Origin of the sequence: Photobacterium rosenbergii (assembly GCF_033022775.1) — a bacterium.
GTDB classification, from domain to species: Bacteria; Pseudomonadota; Gammaproteobacteria; order Enterobacterales; family Vibrionaceae; genus Photobacterium; species Photobacterium rosenbergii_A.
Genome location: NZ_JAWJZI010000001.1, coordinates 196,503 through 214,546 on the forward strand (window position 1 = coordinate 196,503; position 18,044 = coordinate 214,546).

Genomic DNA, 18,044 nt, shown 5'->3' on the forward strand with positions numbered 1-18,044 from the left:
ATCGAATTTAACAAGGATGACCATGATGAAAAAGACACTAACCCTAGCCAGCCTCTTAACGCTGAGTGCTTGTAGCAGCTACCAAGTCACAGATAGCAATCAGTTTCCATCAGATAGCAGCTGGGCCATTATGCCGCTGTACAATCACTCAAGTACCCCGCTAGCGGCTGAAAAAGCAGAGCAAATATTAAGTAGTCAGTTATTCGCAAAAGGTATTGTTGCAATCAAATATCCCGCATCTGCTGCCAATGACTTGCAGAGCATTCTTGATGATTCAGCCAAGCAGAAACAAGCACAAACCTGGCTTGCTACCCAACCTGTCGATTATGTGATCACTGGCTCTGTTGAAGAATGGCATTATAAAAGTGGCCTTGACGGTGAACCTGCAGTAGGCATTACGCTAGAAGTGAAGTCGGCCAAGAGCGGCAAAACATACTGGCAAGCATCAGGTAGCCGTGGCGGTTGGGGGCGTGAAAGTGTCAGTGGTACTGGGCACATTGTGATTGAAGAATTACTCAGTGGCCTGAATGTTGCCTCAAAGGATGACTAGTCTTTAACCGGTTATTTTTTCTAACATGATGGTTGTTTTATATGGATAAGAAAACCAAAAATAGAGCTTTTCTCGGTTTTTCTAGAAGTCGCTATGTGTGGCTCGAAACCCTTATCATAGCGATTATCTCTATTTATGTATGGGTCGAATCAGATTCTTTTGCCCCGACATCCACCGAACATAATTTTTTCTGGCCGCTCTTTGGCCCACTGCTTATTGCGTTGCGTTACGGCTTTGCTAAAGGTTTTATTTGCGCATTGTTCACCACTGCTGGACTCGCAACCATTATGAATGCGTCGGGTATGTTGGATTATTACCCACTATCACTCGCTGTTGGAACGATTTTGGTGGCGATGATCGCGGGAGAATTTCACGACTATTGGCACAACATCAATAAAAAACACATTCTTGATCATCAATACATGGCACAAAAGCTCGATAGTTTCACCCAAAACTACCACTTACTAAAAGTGTCCCATGATCAGCTAGAACAGCGTACTGCAGGTCAAACCGTCAGCCTCCGGGCCAGTATCAGTGCATTACACAAAATCGCAGCTAAACATGCTGAACACCGATTGGAGTACCTAGGGCCCCCCTACCTTCATCTCATGGCCGACATCGGTGGGCTTGAGGTCGCAGGTATCTATAAAATTACCGACGGAAAAATTGACACAAAAGCGGCAGCCACTCTCGGAGATCAACACCATTTAATCGAAAACGACGCCATGCTGCAGGATATGTTAGCCACCAAAAAACTATTGTCGCCCGCCAAGCTCGAAGTCAATCAAGTACATCAGTCCCGTTATCAACTTTGTATTCCTTTAATGGATACTCGCGGAACGCTTCAAGCCGCTATCATTGCTGAAAATGCAAAATTCTTTATGCTCACCCCTGCGAACGTGGCATTACTTTCCCTTGTCGCCAACTACGCCGCAGATCTGCTCAGTGATGAAATCATTACGCCTATTTTGCAGCCACACCAAAATGACTTATTTATCAATTACCTCAAGCGAGCCAGTTACAACAAACGTCACTATGGCGCTGACAGCTCGGTAGTCGTCTGTGTCGACAGTTCCGGAAGACACCACCAAGAGCTCGATAACTCAATTAGTTATCGCCGAGGTGCCGATGTTTATTGGTCATGCCGGACGAAAAAAGGCAATCCTGCACTTGCAGTATTATTACCACTGACCACAGCCTACGACGCCCAGCAATATATCGTCAGGTTACAAGAGTTACTCAAAGCCCAACTCGGTGAGGATATTAACGACATTGACATTATTGGTCCGCTTTCTATGTCAGCAAATAGAACTGAAATCAGAAAGCTAATGGATGAGCTTGGAGCATACGATGAAGACATGGTTATTTCTTCAGACCATAGCCTTTGAGTGCTCTGGTTTATACATCATCATTACCCAACCAATGACACCAGACATGTGGCTAGCATTTGCCACAGTTCATGCTTTGTCATGTTTGAGTTTTTCAGGACTCTGCTGGCTCGTGTTACCCAGAAAATACAAAATACCAGTTACCAGCTCTTTTGCTTTCCTGTTTGTCTTTAACTACCTTTTGCCTGTTGTCGGAATGATTGGGACGAGTTGCTCATTATTGATTGCACTCTACTTGCCGAGGCAAAAATCCAACATCACCTGGCAGGTATGTGAGAAAAGCGAACTTCCGCAAAGCCCTGGTGAAGTCATTGGCACACAATTTGGTTCAGGTGCTCTGCGGGAAATTCTTCTGCACAACCAAGACCCTGAACGTCGACTAATGGCCGTCAGCGCTATCAGGCAGTTACCTCGTCAACATGCCGTCCCCCTGCTACAACTGGCACTGAAAGATTTGACTGACGATGTTCGATTACTCGCTTACGCTTCTTTGGAAAACATCGAAACACAAATCAATGAGTCTATATCGCTATTAAATAAGCAATTTGAGTATAACCCTTCAGCAGCAAAAGCCTTCGATATAGCTCAGCAATACTGGGAGCTTTGTTACCTAGGCATTGCTGAAGGCATTTTACGCAGCCACTATTTAGAGCAAGCTGAAAACTACCTCAACAAATCAATCAGTATCAAGATAACCGCATCAGCCAATTTACTTCTGGGGCGAGTCATGCTCGAGCAGAAACGTCCTGTTGATGCCCTGCCGGCTCTTGAAGCAGCTATGGATGGAGGGCTGCTTTTAAAACAGGTTGCACCTTATCTGGCTGAAGCCGCTTACATAGCGGGCGATTATAAATCAGCAAAAGAGTACATAAACTATTTCCCAGAGCAGCAAGGAAACAAGCTCAGCCAAATTAAGGAGTACTGGGGATGACATGGCTCAAGCACAATACCAAGGCTGTCGACAATGACGTCGATGTTTGCCTACTGCTAGAAGGGACTTACCCATATGTACGCGGAGGTGTATCAAGCTGGGTCCACCAGATCATCTGTGGATTACCTGAATACCGGTTCCACTTAATTTTTCTAGGTGGACACCCTGACTTTTATGACCAACCTGCATATGAAATGCCCAAAAACGTCGTTGGCTTCGAGGTCCATTATTTATTATCTAATCAAGGCCATATAAAACCGTCAGCGCGCTCAGGGAAAAGTAAGCTGTTTAATATATGGAGTCGTTTCCTCTCTTACTTTGAAAAGAAAGGAGAGCCAATCCCCGGTGATCTACTAGCCGAGGTTTCAGAATTTCTCGATACAAATGGCAAGCTAACACTCTCTGATTTTCTGTACAGTCGAGCCTCATGGAAAGTACTCACAGAAAGATATTTGAAATCAGCCCCAAGGCAATCTTTTGTCGATTACTTTTGGACTTACCGAAATATTTACCAACCCCTATTCGTGTTATCAAAAGTGTCGCAAAACCTCCCTAAGGCAAAGCTATTTCACAGTGTGTCTACTGGCTACGCAGGATTTTTAGGCGCCATTAGCCGAGAGAAAACCCAAACTCCTTTTATTTTGACCGAGCACGGCATCTACACCAAAGAGAGAAAAATCGATTTGTCGCAGGCCACATGGATCAAAGACAACCACAGTGTCATTGATATTTCCATGCATAAAGGAATGGATACAACCCGCAAGACCTGGATTCAGTTCTTCGAACAGCTAGGCTTATCAGCTTACCACCAGGCCGACCACATAGTCGCTTTGTTTGAGGGAAACCGACAACGCCAGCATACCGATGGCGCACCGACAGATAAAACTCGCGTTATTGTAAATGGCATTAATACCCAGCGCTTCGAAGAAGCCTATCAAAGACGGCCTAATAATCCACCGATGGTCGTTGGATTGGTAGGCCGGGTCGTTCCCATCAAAGACATAAAAACCTTCATCCGTACGATACGCGGTGCGATAGAAACCCTTCCTACACTGCAAGGTTGGATAATCGGGCCAACAGAAGAAGACCGGGATTACGTGAGAGAGTGTGAGCTACTGATTGAAAGCTTAGGCCTGAAAGATAACGTAAAAATGCTTGGTAGCAAGAACGTAGCGGAAATTATGCCTGAGCTCGGAGTCATGATGCTAACCTCCATCAGTGAAGCTCAGCCATTAGTGTTACTCGAGGCCATGGCCGCCGGTATTCCCTGCATTGCAACTGAAGTTGGCGCATGTCGCGAAATCATAGACGGTGCAGCCGGCGAAGATGCAGAAATAGGCTCAGCAGGTGAAATCATTCCCATCGCAAGTCCTGTAGAAGGCGCACAAGCCATTGTTAAGGTACTGAGCAATAAGGAAAGGTGGCTTGAAGCGGGTGATATAGGCCGTATTAGGGTCAAACGTTACTACGACGAACCCATGATGTACGGTGCTTACCGTAGTTTATACAAGGAGGCAATCAGTGGCCGGCATCGGATTTGAATTAAGGAAAATTCTAAAGAAAAACTCACTGTTATCTATGCTGGAAGCATATGGACTTGCAGGCTTGATAAGTTCCGGACCTTGGGTGCTATCAATTCTGGCCTTGCTGACCATTGGTATTATCAGTGTTGGGGTGGTCTTTCCCACCTATGTTATCGTGCAATTTCTGGTCATTGTCACCTACATGATGGCTGGCTCATTAATTATCAGTGGCCTGTTTCAACTACTGCTTACCCGATTTATCTCTGACTTATTATTTGCTGAGCAGGATCATCGTATAGTCCCTAACTTATTGGGCTCTATGTTGGTCACAACCATGATTGCTGCAGCATTTGGTGGGGCCGTTCTCGCAATCTGTGACACCATTGCTCCCGTAGAAAAATTGACTATTTTCACGTCATTTATTCTGCTCTGTAATCAATGGCTAATCATCATCTTCCTCAGTGGTATGAAAGAGTACTACCGGATTTTTTTCACCATGATGTTCTGTTACGGCTTGATGGTGCTTATGAGCATTTTCTTACCACCTTTCGGTTTACTCGGATTACTGTTGATTTTCTGCTTCTGTCAGGCCATTTTAACCTTTGCTTTTCTATATCATGTTATTCGTGATTTCCCCGCTAACCAATTAATCTCGTTTGAGTTTTTAAACTTCAAAAAGACCTTTTTCTCACTTATTTTATGTGGTTTTCTCTACAATCTTGGTGTATGGCTAGATAAGTTTGTGTTTTGGTTTCGAGATGAAACCTCGCACCAGGTTATCGATGTTTTCAGAGCATCTTTTATCTATGATCTACCCATCTTTATTGCTTACTTGGCTATTGTGCCAGGCATGGCGGTATTTATGCTGAGAATGGAAACCGATTTTGCCGATGCTTGTCTAAAGTTTTATGACGCTGTCCGTGAAGGCGCAACACTAGATTCTATTTATCTGCTTAAGGATAAAATGGTGCTTGCTTGTCAGCAAAGTATCTATGAAATTTTCAAAGTTCAGGGGCTAACATTGGCGCTATTGATTCTTTGGGCAGAAGATATCCTAAATTTTCTGAACATTGACCTTGCCTACTTACATTTACTCTATGTCGACTTGGTCGGCGTCAGTCTGCAAGTGTTGGTCATGGCCATCCTTAACGTCATGTATTATCTCGACAAGCGCTATTCCGCCCTGTTCTTGACGTTATTGATGGCGGTTGGAAACCTTGTTTTGGCCTATATCAGTATCGACATAGGACCAACATTCTACGGTTACGGTTTTGCTGTCACTATGCTGGTGACAACCATCACAGGCCTTATCATGCTAGATAGACAATTTGATGATTTAGAATATCAAACCTTCATGCTTCAGCGCTCGTAACGTACATCGCCCCTCATCATTGATTCAATGGTGAGGGGCAATTAGATCCAGAAACCTCAAGACCAGATTACAGCAATTACTTTTCGTCTTTAGGCTTCACCGATGCCATGACATCAGTGAACTTCTCGACTAAATCTATTGGCATGGGGAAGACGATAGTCGTCGTCCTGTCATTCGATATTTCGGTGAGAGTTTGCATGTAGCGTAATTGCACCGCATTGGGCGACTGGTTCAGCACTTCTGCCGCTTCTCGCAATTTAGCTGAAGCCTCAAGCTCCCCAGTGGCATGGATCACTTTAGCCCGACGTGAACGCTCAGCCTCTGCTTGGCGGGCAAGAGCACGAACCATACTGTCATCCAGATCAACATGCTTGATCTCGACATTAGCCACTTTGATCCCCCAGTTGTCAGTATGTTGATCTAAGATCCCTTGCAGATCTTTGTTCAGTTCGTCGCGGGCAGATAGCAGTTCATCGAGTTCATGCTGGCCCAATACCGAACGCAACGTGGTTTGCGATAATTGGCTGGTGGCTTCGAGATAGTTTTCCACGTTGTTGATTGCCATCTTGGGATCAACTACTCGAAAATACACGACCGCGTTAACTTTCACCGAGACGTTATCGCGGGTGATCAAATCTTGCGTAGGTACATCCAAAACAATGGTTCGCAAATCAACACGCACCATTTGTTGGATAATTGGGATGATAATGATCAGACCTGGCCCCTTTACCTGGTAGAAACGCCCCAGTAAAAAGACAACCGCACGCTCGTACTCTCGCAGTACTTTGAACATGCTAACAATAAGCACGAATACCAGAACTATTATCGTCGCTAATGAGTATGTGATCATAGGATTGATCCTTATTAAAAGGTTATGCCAAGCACGTTAGATTTATTGCGTTCTTCGGTTTACTTCCAAACACAGGCCGTGGATTTGCACCACAATAACCCTGTCACCTTTATTGAGAGGAGCATCACAATTAGCCTGCCAAATTTCCCCTTCCACCAGCACTCGTCCGCTTCCGGGAAACCCGCTAACCACAACAGCTTCCTGCCCTAGCAAAGCTTCCATACCAGTGGTCACAGGTTTACGCCGTGTTTTAAGCAACAAACTAAGGATAACAAAAGTAAACAAGGCCGAGACAACGGTCAGGCCTACGATTAAGGGAATCGCTATTTGATAGCCCGGCGTTTCAGTGTCCATCAACATCACCGACCCTAGTGCAAAAGCAACTATACCTCCCAAGCCGAGTATGCCAAAGCTAGGACTGAAGGCCTCCGCAATCATCAGTGCAATTCCGAGAAGCAGTAACCCTAACCCTGCGTAGCTCACAGGAAGCATCTGCAACGAGTACATCGCCAGCAATAAGCAAATACCACCCAGCACCCCAGGCAAGCCAACACCTGGGTTATAGAATTCAAGCAACAGGCCGTAAATACCAATGAGCATCAGGATATAGGCGACATTGGGGTTGGTAATGACAGACAGTAACTTGAATCGCCAATCTTGTTCTCGCTCGACATAAGCAACATCTGAAAGCTCTATTGTTGCTTCTAGCCCGTTGATAATCACGGTTCGGCCGTTAGACTGGCTGATAAGGCCATCTAAGTCTGAAGCAAGAAAGTCAATGACATTTAGCTCGAGAGCCTGTTCCGCATCGATACTTGCCGCTTCGGTGACCGCGGTTTCAGCCCACTCCTCGTTGCGACCGTGGAGCTTGGCCAACCCTCGGATGTATGCGCGGGCATCATTGATGACCTTTTTTTCCATGGCTGTTTTAGCGCTGACCTTGTCACTATCTTCGGCATTATCGGCTTGCTCGTCTGTGTCTTTGCCAGCTTCGGATTCTTTATCTTTCTTGGGTGCAAATGGATTGCCTCCAGAGTCATCTGGATCATTCCCGCCTGGTGCGGTCAGGGAAACGGGTGTCGCCGCACCAAGGTTGGTTCCGGGCGCCATGGCCGCAACGTGGCTGGCCAGTAGGATATAAGTGCCGGCACTGGCAGCTCGGGCACCGGCAGGTCCGACCCAAGTCGCAACGGGTAAAGGTGATGTGGTGATAGCTCGAATGATATCGCGCATTGAGGTATCTAACCCTCCCGGGGTATCGACTTTCAAGACAATAAAACTGGCTTGCTCTTTGTGCGCTTGCTCAATTTCTCTCGACACATAGTCACTGGTTGCTGGTCCTATTCCACCCGAAATTTCTATCACCCAAACATTTTGAGATAACGCCGGCAGACTAAAACACCAGATGCAAAATGCAGCGAATACAGCCAACACTCTCATACACCCCCCTATATATGGCCGATTCCGCCCGTTATACGAGCACTTTCAAATAGCCATTGATGCAACTCAGGTAATAACCAATTTGTTAATAAGCATAGCTCATTGACTTCATTGACTATGCCTCTTCGTCTATTTAAAGCCTTAACTTGGCAAGCTTTGTTGACAGAAGGCGCGACATTCCCATCTTTGGGCTAGAAGGTTTGAATGACAGGCTTGTGAAAGTTTCATGATGTTTATACTTATACCCATGGCTACACCGGAGTCTTCTTATCGAGTAAGGTTACCCAATGAGAGCTGTACATCACCCTATTCTCTGCCTCTTTGCTTTTCTAGCTTGCCTCCTGGCAACGTCCGCCACGGTGTGTGCCGCCAATGAACACACCGTGCAGGTAGGCACTTATCATTGCCCTCCTTTCGTCATAGAAAATGGCACTAACGCGCCATCGGGGTTGAGCATCTACCTCTGGCAACAGATTGCCGCAGAGCTCGGCGTCAATTATGAAATCAGCCATCATGAATTAGGCGAACTGTTAGAGCAGGTCAGCACCCAAAAGCTCAATATCGGGGTGTCATGTATTTCCATAACCCCGGAGCGTGAGGAAATCCTCGATTTTTCCCACTCCTTTTACGAAACCCATCTCGCTATCGCCGTCAAGCAGCAAGGCTATTTGTCATCAATCAAGAATATATTCACCAATACAAAGCTATGGCTCGTGTTAGGCATCGCATTTATTGCAGCAGCAATTGTAGGCGGCATTTACTATCTGCTGGAGCACAAGGTCAATGACAAGCTTTACTCCATGCGTTCAAACAGGGCACAAATGTTAGAAGGCTTTTTATTGGGCCTGCTGTTCATCACCAAGGGGCCATTCAATTATTTCGAATTCAGGACACTGACAGGTCGGGTACTGACGGTATTTCTGGCCATTTTTACTACTTTTTTTATCGCTAGCATTACCGCGATATTAGCCAGTACCTTTACCCTTGGGCTGCTAAGTAGTGACATTCGAGGGCCGAATGACTTAGCCAACCTGTCTGTTGGGGCCAAGGAGAAATCCACCTCATCTCTATTTTTGACCAATCACAGCATTGTTCATCGCAGTTATGAATCGACCAATGACCTCCTCGAAGCACTGAACAACAATGAGGTAGACGCGATAGTCGCAGATGATGCCGTGCTCAAATACCTCATCAAAAAGGCAAAAGAAATAGGAAAATACGAAAGTCTTTCGGTTTTACCCTATCAATTTGAAAAACAGAACTACGGCTTGGTGTTAGAAAATGATAGCCCGTACAGAGAACAGCTAAACCGAGCCCTGTTGAAAGTGCGTCATAGCCCGGAATGGCGCCAGACACTCAATCAGTACTTTGCCGAAAAATAAAAAAAGGGCGCTCAGATGAGCGCCAAAGCCAAGACAACTAAGTATATGTAGTATTTCTATCTAGAGATTCAGGTCATGTGGCATCACTTGATAATCGCTTATCGCCACTGGAATAACCGGCCTAGTTTAGAGGGGTGGTACGACCAGCAATGGTCAAATACCGTCATTAACTCTGGGTTGCCGTATTTCGACAAATTCACGGCATGGAATCGATTTCTATTTTCCTTCAATTTTGCAATTCGCTTCATCATTTCATCGGGTTGAGACGGCGCAATAAAGTCCGAGAGCACAATCAAATCGGCATTTTGATACTTCTCACTCAACATCAATTCTATAGATTGATCCAGCACGGGACCTAAATCCGTGCCGCCATGAAATGAATAAGACAGGAAGTTAAGCACTTCGCTCAATCCATCCTGCTTGGTCAGCTCATAGGTGATTTGCTGTGTTGAAAACATAATGACATAGCAATCCCTGTCTTCTGCGAGTGCAATTTGCGTCAAGCCATACGCTAAGGCCTTGGCACACTGCTCAGGGAAACCATTCATCGACCCCGAAGCGTCAATACAAACAATGAACGGGCCCTTTTCCTGCTCAACCTGTTTAGTCTGTCGTTTGTAGGCTTTCACGCGCCGCAACTTTCGCTGGGTACCCCGTACCTTGTAATTTAGCAAGCGCTTGTCGACAAGGTGTTTGTAAAAGACAACCTCCAGCTCCGGATAAGCGAGGAACATGGCCTCATTAGGCAGCAGCTTGGAAAGATCATCGCTTTCATGAATGCCCACGATATCGTCCGTAACGTTATCACTTTGCTCCTCGACCATTTTTAAGTCTTCAGAGCGCACCCGCTCTTTGTTCGGATCGTCCACCTCATTGGCCATGCGCCCAAGTTTTTCAGCAATTTCTTTCAGGCCACTATTTTTTTTCAGAAATTGGGCCATTGACTTAAGCGTACTGACATCGGTTTTGGTCAGCTTGGCTTGAGCCATATCCCATAAGCGACCGGCTTTCTTCTCATCTCCGGCTTCGGTCACTGACTCCATGTGTTGCATGGTTTCAATGCGTTGGTATAAGTCCGCTAACAGCTTCTCTTTGTGTTGTTCAAGCTCAATTTGCTGAGCTTCAGTTAATGCCAACGTCAGATACTTATGCCACTGGCTACAAAAATAGCTCTGGAACATCGGGTTGTGTTTTTGATGTTCCCGCTCGAGCAGTGTCTTAGCTTTAAAAAAGAAAGACGAATGCCCTTCTAGCTGCTTCACGACCTCATCGACGTGATCCAAGAATGCTTCTGTATCCCATTGGCAAGTTTGCTGATAAAGCTCAATCTCTTGCTGGAAACGCTCCTCAACACTGACATTGGTGATACGTTGTTGCACCTGTCCCCGCCATTTCATGATCTGCGTTTTCATTGCAGACTTAATACCGGGGTTTGACTCTGCGGCAATAATCAACTTCTGCTGCATCATCAATTCATGCACTGCATTGTCGATGATGCCCGATTCAGCTAGCATCATCGCCAAGTTTAACCCTTCAGAAACCGGCATAACTGGCTCTCCCGCTAGGCAAAGTATTCAGTCAAATGACTGATACGGAATACATTTTTATCAACCGTTATTTTCAGGTCATGCACTGAATCCGTTGCTTGCGATAAACTCTGCTCAATCCGCTCAGGTAATTGGGGGTCGATAAAGTTATGAGGCAATGCGCCGTGGAAACTACTGCGGGACATTTTCAGGCTGTGCTCAGCATCTAGTACTTTGGAGGATGCTTTCTCTGCCATCGCCACCCAGTGGGCCTGTTGCGCCTGTGAAATCCCCCCCTCTCCGGCTATACCCACCAGCACAGAGCGGTTGGCAATATCTTTGATCACCAATCGTTGCTGAGCATCCACTTCAAACTGAAGCCGACACAGGTGAGCATTCTTGTTCACAAACCCATAAATGTCGCACTGGCCTGTCTTGATTTTTTTCTCAAAATCGTCACCGTCAACATACACCCAGCGGCCATCACCTTTTTCCTGCTCGGAGACAGATGGATTTTGTTGCAGCATAACAAGCTTAATCATGCGCGAATTGTGATTGACGGTATAACGCTTCGCACCGCTCAAATCGCATTTGAACCACTCCTTACGCATCATGGTTTCACGACTTAAGGTGACCGCCAATTCACTCGCAACTTCTGAATTTACATCATCAATAATGGTTTGTGCATCAGTCGCACTGATCTGCGCCGATTCCTGATTGAATGCTTTTTCTATTGCAAAGTCACTGACAATATTTCTGATCACATTACGAGACTCTGGGCTATGCCACATACAGTCTTGTAACAGCAACAAATCTAGCGGGTTGATGGCATCACGCCCATTATAGAAAGCACTCGCTTTTAACAGCCTAACTGATTTTTTCCAACGTCGGTCAGAGATGTAGAGCTCACTTTCATGCTCGTCAATGTGTTCAACACCTTCAGCCCGCTGCTCAATCATGGTCTTCAATTGATAAATTTTCTCGAAGATATCCTCAGATAATTTGATATCTTCAATATGGGCCTGCCAATCGTCGTATTCTTCATCAGTGATCGCTAAGCCAGGTTCGAGTTCCTGAATAGAAGGGCCCTCTCCCATTAGCATGGCTTTAAAGTTTTGTTTTTCCTGAATACGGTTAACAAACACCCTTACCAACATCCTGTCGTACAATGCCTCTAAGCCACTATCTTCTTCAGGCAGCTCGTTGGAGGCGGTAACTAGCAGGCGCATTGGCACAGGTAGTACGTCTTGACCGTTTTTGAATGTACGCTCATTGACCACGGTAAGTAGTGTGTTTAGAATTGCCGGGCCCGCTTTCCAAATTTCATCAAGGAAAACGACTTGCGCGGTTGGTAGGTAGCCATCCACTAAGCGTACGTATTTGCCGTTATCTTTGAGTTCCTGAATAGAAAGTGGACCAAACACCTCTTCAGGAGTGGAGAAACGGGTCATCAAGTAATCAAAAAACTGGCTGTTGTCGAAAGCTTGAATCAAGCGCTTTGCGATTAAACTTTTTGCAATGCCAGGAGGCCCAAGTAAAAACACGCTCTCACCAGCAAGCGCAGCAAGAAGGCACAATTTAATTGTTTCTTCTCGCTCATAGACGCCATTAGATAACGCTTTAATTAATTTCTGAATCCTTTCAGAAACTAGCGCTTTATTTGGCTGCGCTCTTTTCGCCATTGTCAGCATATTTCCGACCTCTCAAGTTGTCATATCCCTGTACTTTCGTACTTATTATGAGGATAGACACAAACCAGCAAATGTTACAATATTGTAAATTGAAATACTTTGTTACAGTATTTATATATCAAAGAGTTCAACCCGCCACCAGAGCTCAATCTTTGTTTTCATAAATGGGACAGGCTTAACACAATAAGGTGTAGTTATAAGGAAAAAACATGACAAAACGCATAGAAATGCAAACAACGTGTATTTGCACCTCTTTTCTCCACAATATTCACAGGTAATTTAATGCAAGGTGAGTAATTATTTCTTTCTAGCACCGGTTACACGTTTGGTATATTAAACAGATTCAGTAACAGGCACACACGGCCAGTAAAGGGGTCAAAAACAACTCAAGCAATACTTCTATGCAGTAGAAGAGCTGACCTGAACTAAACTTTCATTCTCCATACGGAAAACCTTTTGTGGCTATGTACTGTCTTTGCAAAGATAAGATCTACTGCACGATATAGCTAATGAATTACCCATCATGAGCACGCTCTCTAAATTACCAACCCGTATGACCATCATTGTATGCCTCGGGATACTGTTATCCGCTCTTGTCCCTTCAAGCGGCAAGCTTGATATCGTCGTTTCGATTCTAACTTTGGTTCTTATCATCATGTTACTTCGTGAAGACATGGATCCCGGGATGAGGGGGTGGATGAAGCTAGCCCTTGGTACGTATGCCATTGGGGTAACAGCCGATCTTCTTGATGAAATTCCCGAATTTAATGATCACTGGTTAATTGATACCAGTGACGATATATTCCTCCATATAGGCGTATTTTTAATCTGTTTTTGCTTTATCAAAATGCTCGATATTCACCGCACTTTGATTTCAAAACTTCATCATCAAATTGAAGTCTCTCAAAAATTAGAAAAAAACCTCAGTCGACTGGCATTGGAAGATCATCTTACTGGACTTAACAATCGCCGTGCCCTATTTCGCCGTTTCGACGAAATGGCTATCAATGTACAACGAGGCATGCTTGCATATATTGACTTGGATAACTTCAAGCAAGTCAACGACAACTTCAACCATCAATGTGGCGATGAGCTTCTCATTCAAATAGCTAACTATCTCAATGAAACTGTGCCTAAGGGCAGCCATATTTATCGTATCGGCGGTGATGAGTTCGTGGTGTTGCTGCCTTCAGATAACCCCGAGCTATGCCAGGCTTGGATAAACAGCCTTTACGATGCGTCGGCCTCCACTCGACAACAATTTAGTATTGATATCAGTGTTGGCCTATCCCCCTACTACCCGGGCAACCTCAGTGATCCAGATTCTATTCTGGCTAAGGCTGACCGAGCCATGTATCAAGAAAAACAAGGTAAACGAGCAACTTACGTCTAATTAAGTCGTTGATGCACTCTATTAACATGCCCATTTTTCACATTAGTGTCATAAAGCCGTAATAAGATGAGCGCCAACCTTTTCTGGTGTTATTTGGAGATTGAAATGCTTACCAGAACCACGCTTTGCGCCCTGCTGACCAGTTTGGCTTTTTCAGTACATGCCAATGAGACTGTTACGGTGACAGGCTCGACCTCAGCCAGCCACATCGTTGAAGTGCTTGCAGAAACTTATAGCAATGAACAGAAAGATACCCATATCGAAGTTCAAGGTATTGGCTCATCGGCAGGCATCACTGCTGTAAAACAAAATGTCGCTGACTTGGGTATGAGTTCTCGTTATCTGAAAACCGAGGAAATCAACCCTGACATTGTTACAGTGACGATCGCCCATGATGGTATCGCACTGGTCGTCCACAAAGATAACCCGGTAGCTAACTTGACCAAAGAGCAAGTTGAAAAGATCTATCACGGTGAAATCACCAACTGGAAAGAAGTAGGCGGCCCGGACTTGAAAATTGCGGTAGTCAGCCGCGAAAACGCCTCCGGTTCACGGTTTTCCTTTGAAGACTTTATGGGGCTTACACAGCAAATCGATGGCCAGACGGTATCTGACATCAACCCACAGGTACTCGTTGTTAACACCAATGGCACGGTAAAAAGCCTGGTCTCACGCAATAAACATGCCCTTGGTTATGTATCATTGGGGTCGGTTGATAACTCTATCAAAGCGCTAGATTTTGAAGGCGTTTCTCCAACGCTAGATAACCTAGAGTCTGGTAAATATCAGATTTCCCGACCTTTCTTGATGCTGTATAAAGAAAGAAAAATCAAAGACAGCGCAAAGGCGTTTGTTGATTATGTCACTTCTGCATCCGGCCAGAATTTGATTGAGCAACGTGGCTACGTATCTGTTCTGGATTAATCTTTGTAATCGTCAAATTTTCAGGCATCAGGCACAGTTCATAGAAACTGTGCCTTTTTCTTCTATTGGACAACTGGGTATTTATAGGTTGAGCCCCACTCCGTCCAAGAACCATCATATACAGTTAATTGCTTTCGCCCTGCCAGCTCAGCTGCTAAAGCAAGAATACAAGCCGTCACCCCGGAGCCGCAGCTAAAGATTAACTGTTGATCATTATCACTCACTGCATCAAAACGCTGCTGTAATTGTTCGCTGGGCAAGAAGTGCCCGCCCTGGAGCAGTTGTCCAAAAGGTAAACTCTTAGCACTTGGCATATGTCCACTCCTTACCCCTTGTCTTGGCTCAGGTTGCGTACCATAAAAACGTGCAGCCGCCCGGGCATCAAGCACTTGAATACTGGGCTTGTTGAGGCTTTGTACCAAAGTATCGCCGTCAATAACCCAGTGTTCTTGGTATACAGATTTAAAATTCCCTGGCTCAAAAGGCTGTGGCTCACCGCTTTCTAGCGCATGGCCTTTAAGCTCCCATGCAGGTAAGCCTCCATCCAAAACCGCGACTTGATCATGTCCCATTGCTCGGAACATCCACCACACTCTCGGGGCAGAAAAAATCCCTTGGCTATCGTAGACCACAATCTTGGTATGATTTGAGATCCCAAGCGCTTCCACCTCTCGGGAAAAGTGTTCAGCCTCAGGTAGCATGTGAGGAAAAGAAGCATCGGGATGGGCAACTTTTTTATCGAAATCAAAGAAACGCGCACCAGCAATACGTTTTTGCTGCCACTCACTTCTTCCATTTCTTTCTGAGCCGGGTAAGAACCATGACGCATCAAGAACAACCAACTGCGGATTGAGTAAGTTTTGCTCCAACCATGAAACGGAGACAAGTGGCGATGAAATTTTGAGCGCTAACATTAATAATCCTTAACTAGTTTCTTATTCACAAAGATTTACGCTTAATATTTAAAATCGCTAGCGAAAAATCTCTTCCTTTCGATATCATAAGTTAATCATTGGATGAACGCATACATAAAGCGCCCACTGGCATGTAGCGTTTTATACAAAAACTAAAACATGCGCTGTTCACATCCACTTTGTATAGTCTTCCTGTTGTTGTACCAAAGGATTATCAATGAAACAATTTTCACCTGTTTTTTTCGCTTGCCTTTCTGCCCTCGCTCCCAATGCTTGGGCATATAACTCAGGCAGCTTTTCCTTTTCCATGGACAATGATGGGATAGTTGGTACCGACCAAAATTACACTAATGGTGTTTTCCTTGAATACAATTCTCCCTACACGTCAGACCTAGCAGAATCAGCCCCAACACCTATCCGTCAGTTAAGTCGCTACTTGCCATTTGAAGATGGTACTAAACAAGGCTGGAGCTTAACTCTCGGTCAACAAATGTGGACACCGGAAGACATTGAGTCGGTTGAACCACCCGATAATGAGCGCCCTTACGCAGGCCTATTGTTTATAGAAACCAGCGCATATCAATACTCGCCAACTTTTGTCGACAAGTTTAGCTTGATGCTAGGTGTTGTTGGTCCTAACTCATTCGCAGAGCAAGGCCAGAAATTCATTCATGATATCGTGGGCTCAGATGAGCCAATGGGCTGGGATTACCAGATTGAAAATTCGCTAGTCTTCAACCTCGGCTATCAAGGCCACCGACTACTTACGCGCAAACAGGCTTATTGGCTCGATGATTACGATTTAAGTGGCGTAGGCCGAATAAACGTCGGTAACTACCAAAGTGAATTAGCCGTTGGGGGTGTGGCTCGCTGGGGTAAAGACCTGGCGGGTAATTTTGGAACAACAGGTTTCTCTCCTGGCAATTTCGTTGATATCGGTGTGTTATCCTCCAGCTCATCCGGCTACTTCCTGTTCACCGGCATTGAAGGTCGTTATCGTTTCAACGATATAACCATCGATGGAGATCGCCCTAGTGAAGTACCCAATACCAAAGTTGATCACTGGCAGGCAACAGCCGTCATCGGCGGGGTTTACTATCAGCCCAAATGGGGCCTTAGCCTAAGTTTTGCAACTAATACTGCCGAATTTAAAGAAGCCAAACATCGTTCAAACTCAAACGGCTCTTTAGAAGTATTCTGGCGACTCTAGTCAGCAAGCATCGCCCCTATTCGTCACCCTGTAACTTATATAGTGAAAAAGCACTGTTTTTACAGTGCTTTTTCTTGTTAATCGATGATTAACAATCTAAGCAACAGATTGCACCAGAGCAGAGATGCCCTGCTCTTTGAAAGTCTGGGTTTCCGCCATCGCTGCGATATCTTCAGGGCTATAGACCGTCCCGTCATAGACAACAACCATGCTGACATCACCCGACTTCAAGAAAGTGGTCTCGCCAAACTCCGTATAACGTGTCGCACCAATACTGATGACTGCCTGTGAAGGATATTCCGCTGCAGCAAGAAAGTCTGCAATGTTTTCCGTCGGACCCACATCTTGTTGGTGATTCATACGATCAACAATCCAGTTCAACAGTTTTTCATGAAAGTAGCTGTAACCCACAACAGGGCTATCTTCACCGTAACGCGTAATCGTTTCGCCTCGTTTGTGGAAGCTCGCGATACGGAAGTTATCTAGTTTGCCACCCTCACTTAGGTTATCTACCGAAATTACTTGAGATGAAATCCCTTTGGTATTCGGTCCCCAATTTTTCTTCTCGCTGATCTTCTTCGCATTAGGTTTGCGGATTGAGCAGTCATTATAGGCAGCAAAAGCCTGAGGCTTGATCGCAACAACTTTATTGTCCTGATATTCGATATCACAAATCAGCGCGACTTCAGGTTCAATTTGCAGATTATCAGCATCATTAGGTGGAATGATGGCATCAGAAGATAACGGGTAAGTCGATAGGAACCCAGCTTTGTCTGATGGGACATAAAATGGAAAAATAGCTTTTGGCTGAACCGCTTCTTTAACTTCAACCGCTAAAAAATCTTTGTCTTCACCAGCTTGCTCTAGGTGACCAGCAAAATTACCCGCCACCCCGAAACCAATAACGTGCTTGTAAGTCATAAACTGCAACTCTTTGTTATTACTCAATA

General features: G+C 45.2%; 15 protein-coding genes. 9 read left to right on the forward strand and 6 right to left on the reverse strand.

The window, feature by feature from the left end:
• The first annotated feature begins 25 nt into the window (after positions 1 to 25).
• Genes R2X38_RS00905 through pelG form a run of 5 tightly spaced genes read left to right on the forward strand, consistent with a single transcriptional unit; the run spans position 26 to position 5,764 of the window.
• On the forward strand, positions 26 to 550 hold the full coding sequence (locus tag R2X38_RS00905) for a hypothetical protein (protein ID WP_317520113.1): 525 nt from the start codon (positions 26 to 28) through the stop codon (positions 548 to 550).
• A 41-nt stretch (positions 551 to 591) separates the two neighbouring features.
• Positions 592 to 1,938 (forward strand): PelD GGDEF domain-containing protein, encoded by a 1,347-nt coding sequence (locus R2X38_RS00910; RefSeq protein ID WP_317520115.1) that lies wholly within the window; start codon positions 592 to 594, stop codon positions 1,936 to 1,938.
• Entirely contained in the window at positions 1,901 to 2,869 is a 969-nt protein-coding gene (locus R2X38_RS00915) for a hypothetical protein (RefSeq protein ID WP_317520117.1), read from the forward strand. Before R2X38_RS00910 ends, R2X38_RS00915 begins: the two co-directional genes overlap by 38 nt.
• The gene (pelF, locus tag R2X38_RS00920; protein ID WP_317520118.1) at positions 2,866 to 4,410 is read left to right on the forward strand and encodes a GT4 family glycosyltransferase PelF; all 1,545 of its coding nucleotides are present in this window, start codon (positions 2,866 to 2,868) and stop codon (positions 4,408 to 4,410) included. Before R2X38_RS00915 ends, pelF begins: the two co-directional genes overlap by 4 nt.
• Complete coding sequence (pelG, locus tag R2X38_RS00925) at positions 4,391 to 5,764, forward strand: exopolysaccharide Pel transporter PelG (RefSeq protein WP_317520119.1); 1,374 nt, start codon at positions 4,391 to 4,393, stop codon at positions 5,762 to 5,764. Before pelF ends, pelG begins: the two co-directional genes overlap by 20 nt.
• A gap of 76 nt (positions 5,765 to 5,840) precedes the next feature.
• Here the strand turns inward: pelG and R2X38_RS00930 are convergent, their stop codons facing one another.
• Positions 5,841 to 6,614, reverse strand: coding sequence for a slipin family protein (locus R2X38_RS00930; RefSeq protein WP_317520120.1), 774 nt, complete (start codon positions 6,612 to 6,614; stop codon positions 5,841 to 5,843).
• A 42-nt stretch (positions 6,615 to 6,656) separates the two neighbouring features.
• Positions 6,657 to 8,054 carry a nodulation protein NfeD gene (locus tag R2X38_RS00935; protein ID WP_317520121.1) on the reverse strand — a complete coding sequence of 466 codons (1,398 nt, stop codon included), beginning with the start codon at positions 8,052 to 8,054 and terminating at the stop codon, positions 6,657 to 6,659.
• Positions 8,055 to 8,341: 287 nt separating this feature from the next.
• On the opposite strand from R2X38_RS00935, the gene R2X38_RS00940 reads away from it, so the two are divergent.
• Positions 8,342 to 9,436: a substrate-binding periplasmic protein gene (locus tag R2X38_RS00940; RefSeq protein WP_317520122.1), complete on the forward strand. Its 1,095-nt coding sequence runs from the start codon at positions 8,342 to 8,344 to the stop codon at positions 9,434 to 9,436.
• A 98-nt stretch (positions 9,437 to 9,534) separates the two neighbouring features.
• Here the strand turns inward: R2X38_RS00940 and viaA are convergent, their stop codons facing one another.
• Entirely contained in the window at positions 9,535 to 10,983 is a 1,449-nt protein-coding gene (gene viaA, locus R2X38_RS00945) for an ATPase RavA stimulator ViaA (RefSeq protein WP_317520123.1), read from the reverse strand.
• Positions 10,984 to 10,997: 14 nt separating this feature from the next.
• Entirely contained in the window at positions 10,998 to 12,653 is a 1,656-nt protein-coding gene (locus R2X38_RS00950) for an ATPase RavA domain-containing protein (RefSeq protein WP_317520124.1), read from the reverse strand.
• 523 nt (positions 12,654 to 13,176) lie between these two features.
• Here R2X38_RS00950 and R2X38_RS00955 point away from each other — a divergent pair.
• Together R2X38_RS00955 and R2X38_RS00960 are read left to right on the forward strand one after the other, a co-directional pair.
• Positions 13,177 to 14,046, forward strand: coding sequence for a GGDEF domain-containing protein (locus R2X38_RS00955; RefSeq protein WP_317520125.1), 870 nt, complete (start codon positions 13,177 to 13,179; stop codon positions 14,044 to 14,046).
• Positions 14,047 to 14,151: 105 nt separating this feature from the next.
• Positions 14,152 to 14,970 carry a phosphate ABC transporter substrate-binding protein gene (locus tag R2X38_RS00960; RefSeq protein ID WP_317520126.1) on the forward strand — a complete coding sequence of 273 codons (819 nt, stop codon included), beginning with the start codon at positions 14,152 to 14,154 and terminating at the stop codon, positions 14,968 to 14,970.
• A gap of 62 nt (positions 14,971 to 15,032) precedes the next feature.
• Here R2X38_RS00960 and R2X38_RS00965 read toward each other — a convergent pair whose 3' ends face one another.
• The gene (locus tag R2X38_RS00965; RefSeq protein ID WP_317520127.1) at positions 15,033 to 15,884 is read right to left on the reverse strand and encodes a sulfurtransferase; all 852 of its coding nucleotides are present in this window, start codon (positions 15,882 to 15,884) and stop codon (positions 15,033 to 15,035) included.
• 217 nt (positions 15,885 to 16,101) lie between these two features.
• Here R2X38_RS00965 and R2X38_RS00970 point away from each other — a divergent pair, with 217 nt between their 5' ends.
• Complete coding sequence (locus tag R2X38_RS00970) at positions 16,102 to 17,094, forward strand: lipid A deacylase LpxR family protein (protein ID WP_317520128.1); 993 nt, start codon at positions 16,102 to 16,104, stop codon at positions 17,092 to 17,094.
• Positions 17,095 to 17,190: 96 nt separating this feature from the next.
• Here R2X38_RS00970 and R2X38_RS00975 read toward each other — a convergent pair whose 3' ends face one another.
• Complete coding sequence (locus R2X38_RS00975) at positions 17,191 to 18,015, reverse strand: DUF5718 family protein (RefSeq protein ID WP_317520129.1); 825 nt, start codon at positions 18,013 to 18,015, stop codon at positions 17,191 to 17,193.
• Positions 18,016 to 18,044 lie beyond the last annotated feature (29 nt).

Coding starts and splice junctions, on each gene's coding strand:
- R2X38_RS00905 (WP_317520113.1), top strand. CDS start 26: ATGAAAAAGACACTAACCCTAGCCAGCCTCTTAACGCTGAGTGCTTGT.
- R2X38_RS00910 (WP_317520115.1), top strand. CDS start 592: ATGGATAAGAAAACCAAAAATAGAGCTTTTCTCGGTTTTTCTAGAAGT.
- R2X38_RS00915 (WP_317520117.1), top strand. CDS start 1,901: ATGAAGACATGGTTATTTCTTCAGACCATAGCCTTTGAGTGCTCTGGT.
- pelF (WP_317520118.1), top strand. CDS start 2,866: ATGACATGGCTCAAGCACAATACCAAGGCTGTCGACAATGACGTCGAT.
- R2X38_RS00930 (WP_317520120.1), bottom strand. CDS start 6,614: ATGATCACATACTCATTAGCGACGATAATAGTTCTGGTATTCGTGCTT.
- R2X38_RS00935 (WP_317520121.1), bottom strand. CDS start 8,054: ATGAGAGTGTTGGCTGTATTCGCTGCATTTTGCATCTGGTGTTTTAGT.
- R2X38_RS00940 (WP_317520122.1), top strand. CDS start 8,342: ATGAGAGCTGTACATCACCCTATTCTCTGCCTCTTTGCTTTTCTAGCT.
- viaA (WP_317520123.1), bottom strand. CDS start 10,983: ATGCCGGTTTCTGAAGGGTTAAACTTGGCGATGATGCTAGCTGAATCG.
- R2X38_RS00950 (WP_317520124.1), bottom strand. CDS start 12,653: ATGCTGACAATGGCGAAAAGAGCGCAGCCAAATAAAGCGCTAGTTTCT.
- R2X38_RS00955 (WP_317520125.1), top strand. CDS start 13,177: ATGAGCACGCTCTCTAAATTACCAACCCGTATGACCATCATTGTATGC.
- R2X38_RS00960 (WP_317520126.1), top strand. CDS start 14,152: ATGCTTACCAGAACCACGCTTTGCGCCCTGCTGACCAGTTTGGCTTTT.
- R2X38_RS00965 (WP_317520127.1), bottom strand. CDS start 15,884: ATGTTAGCGCTCAAAATTTCATCGCCACTTGTCTCCGTTTCATGGTTG.
- R2X38_RS00970 (WP_317520128.1), top strand. CDS start 16,102: ATGAAACAATTTTCACCTGTTTTTTTCGCTTGCCTTTCTGCCCTCGCT.
- R2X38_RS00975 (WP_317520129.1), bottom strand. CDS start 18,015: ATGACTTACAAGCACGTTATTGGTTTCGGGGTGGCGGGTAATTTTGCT.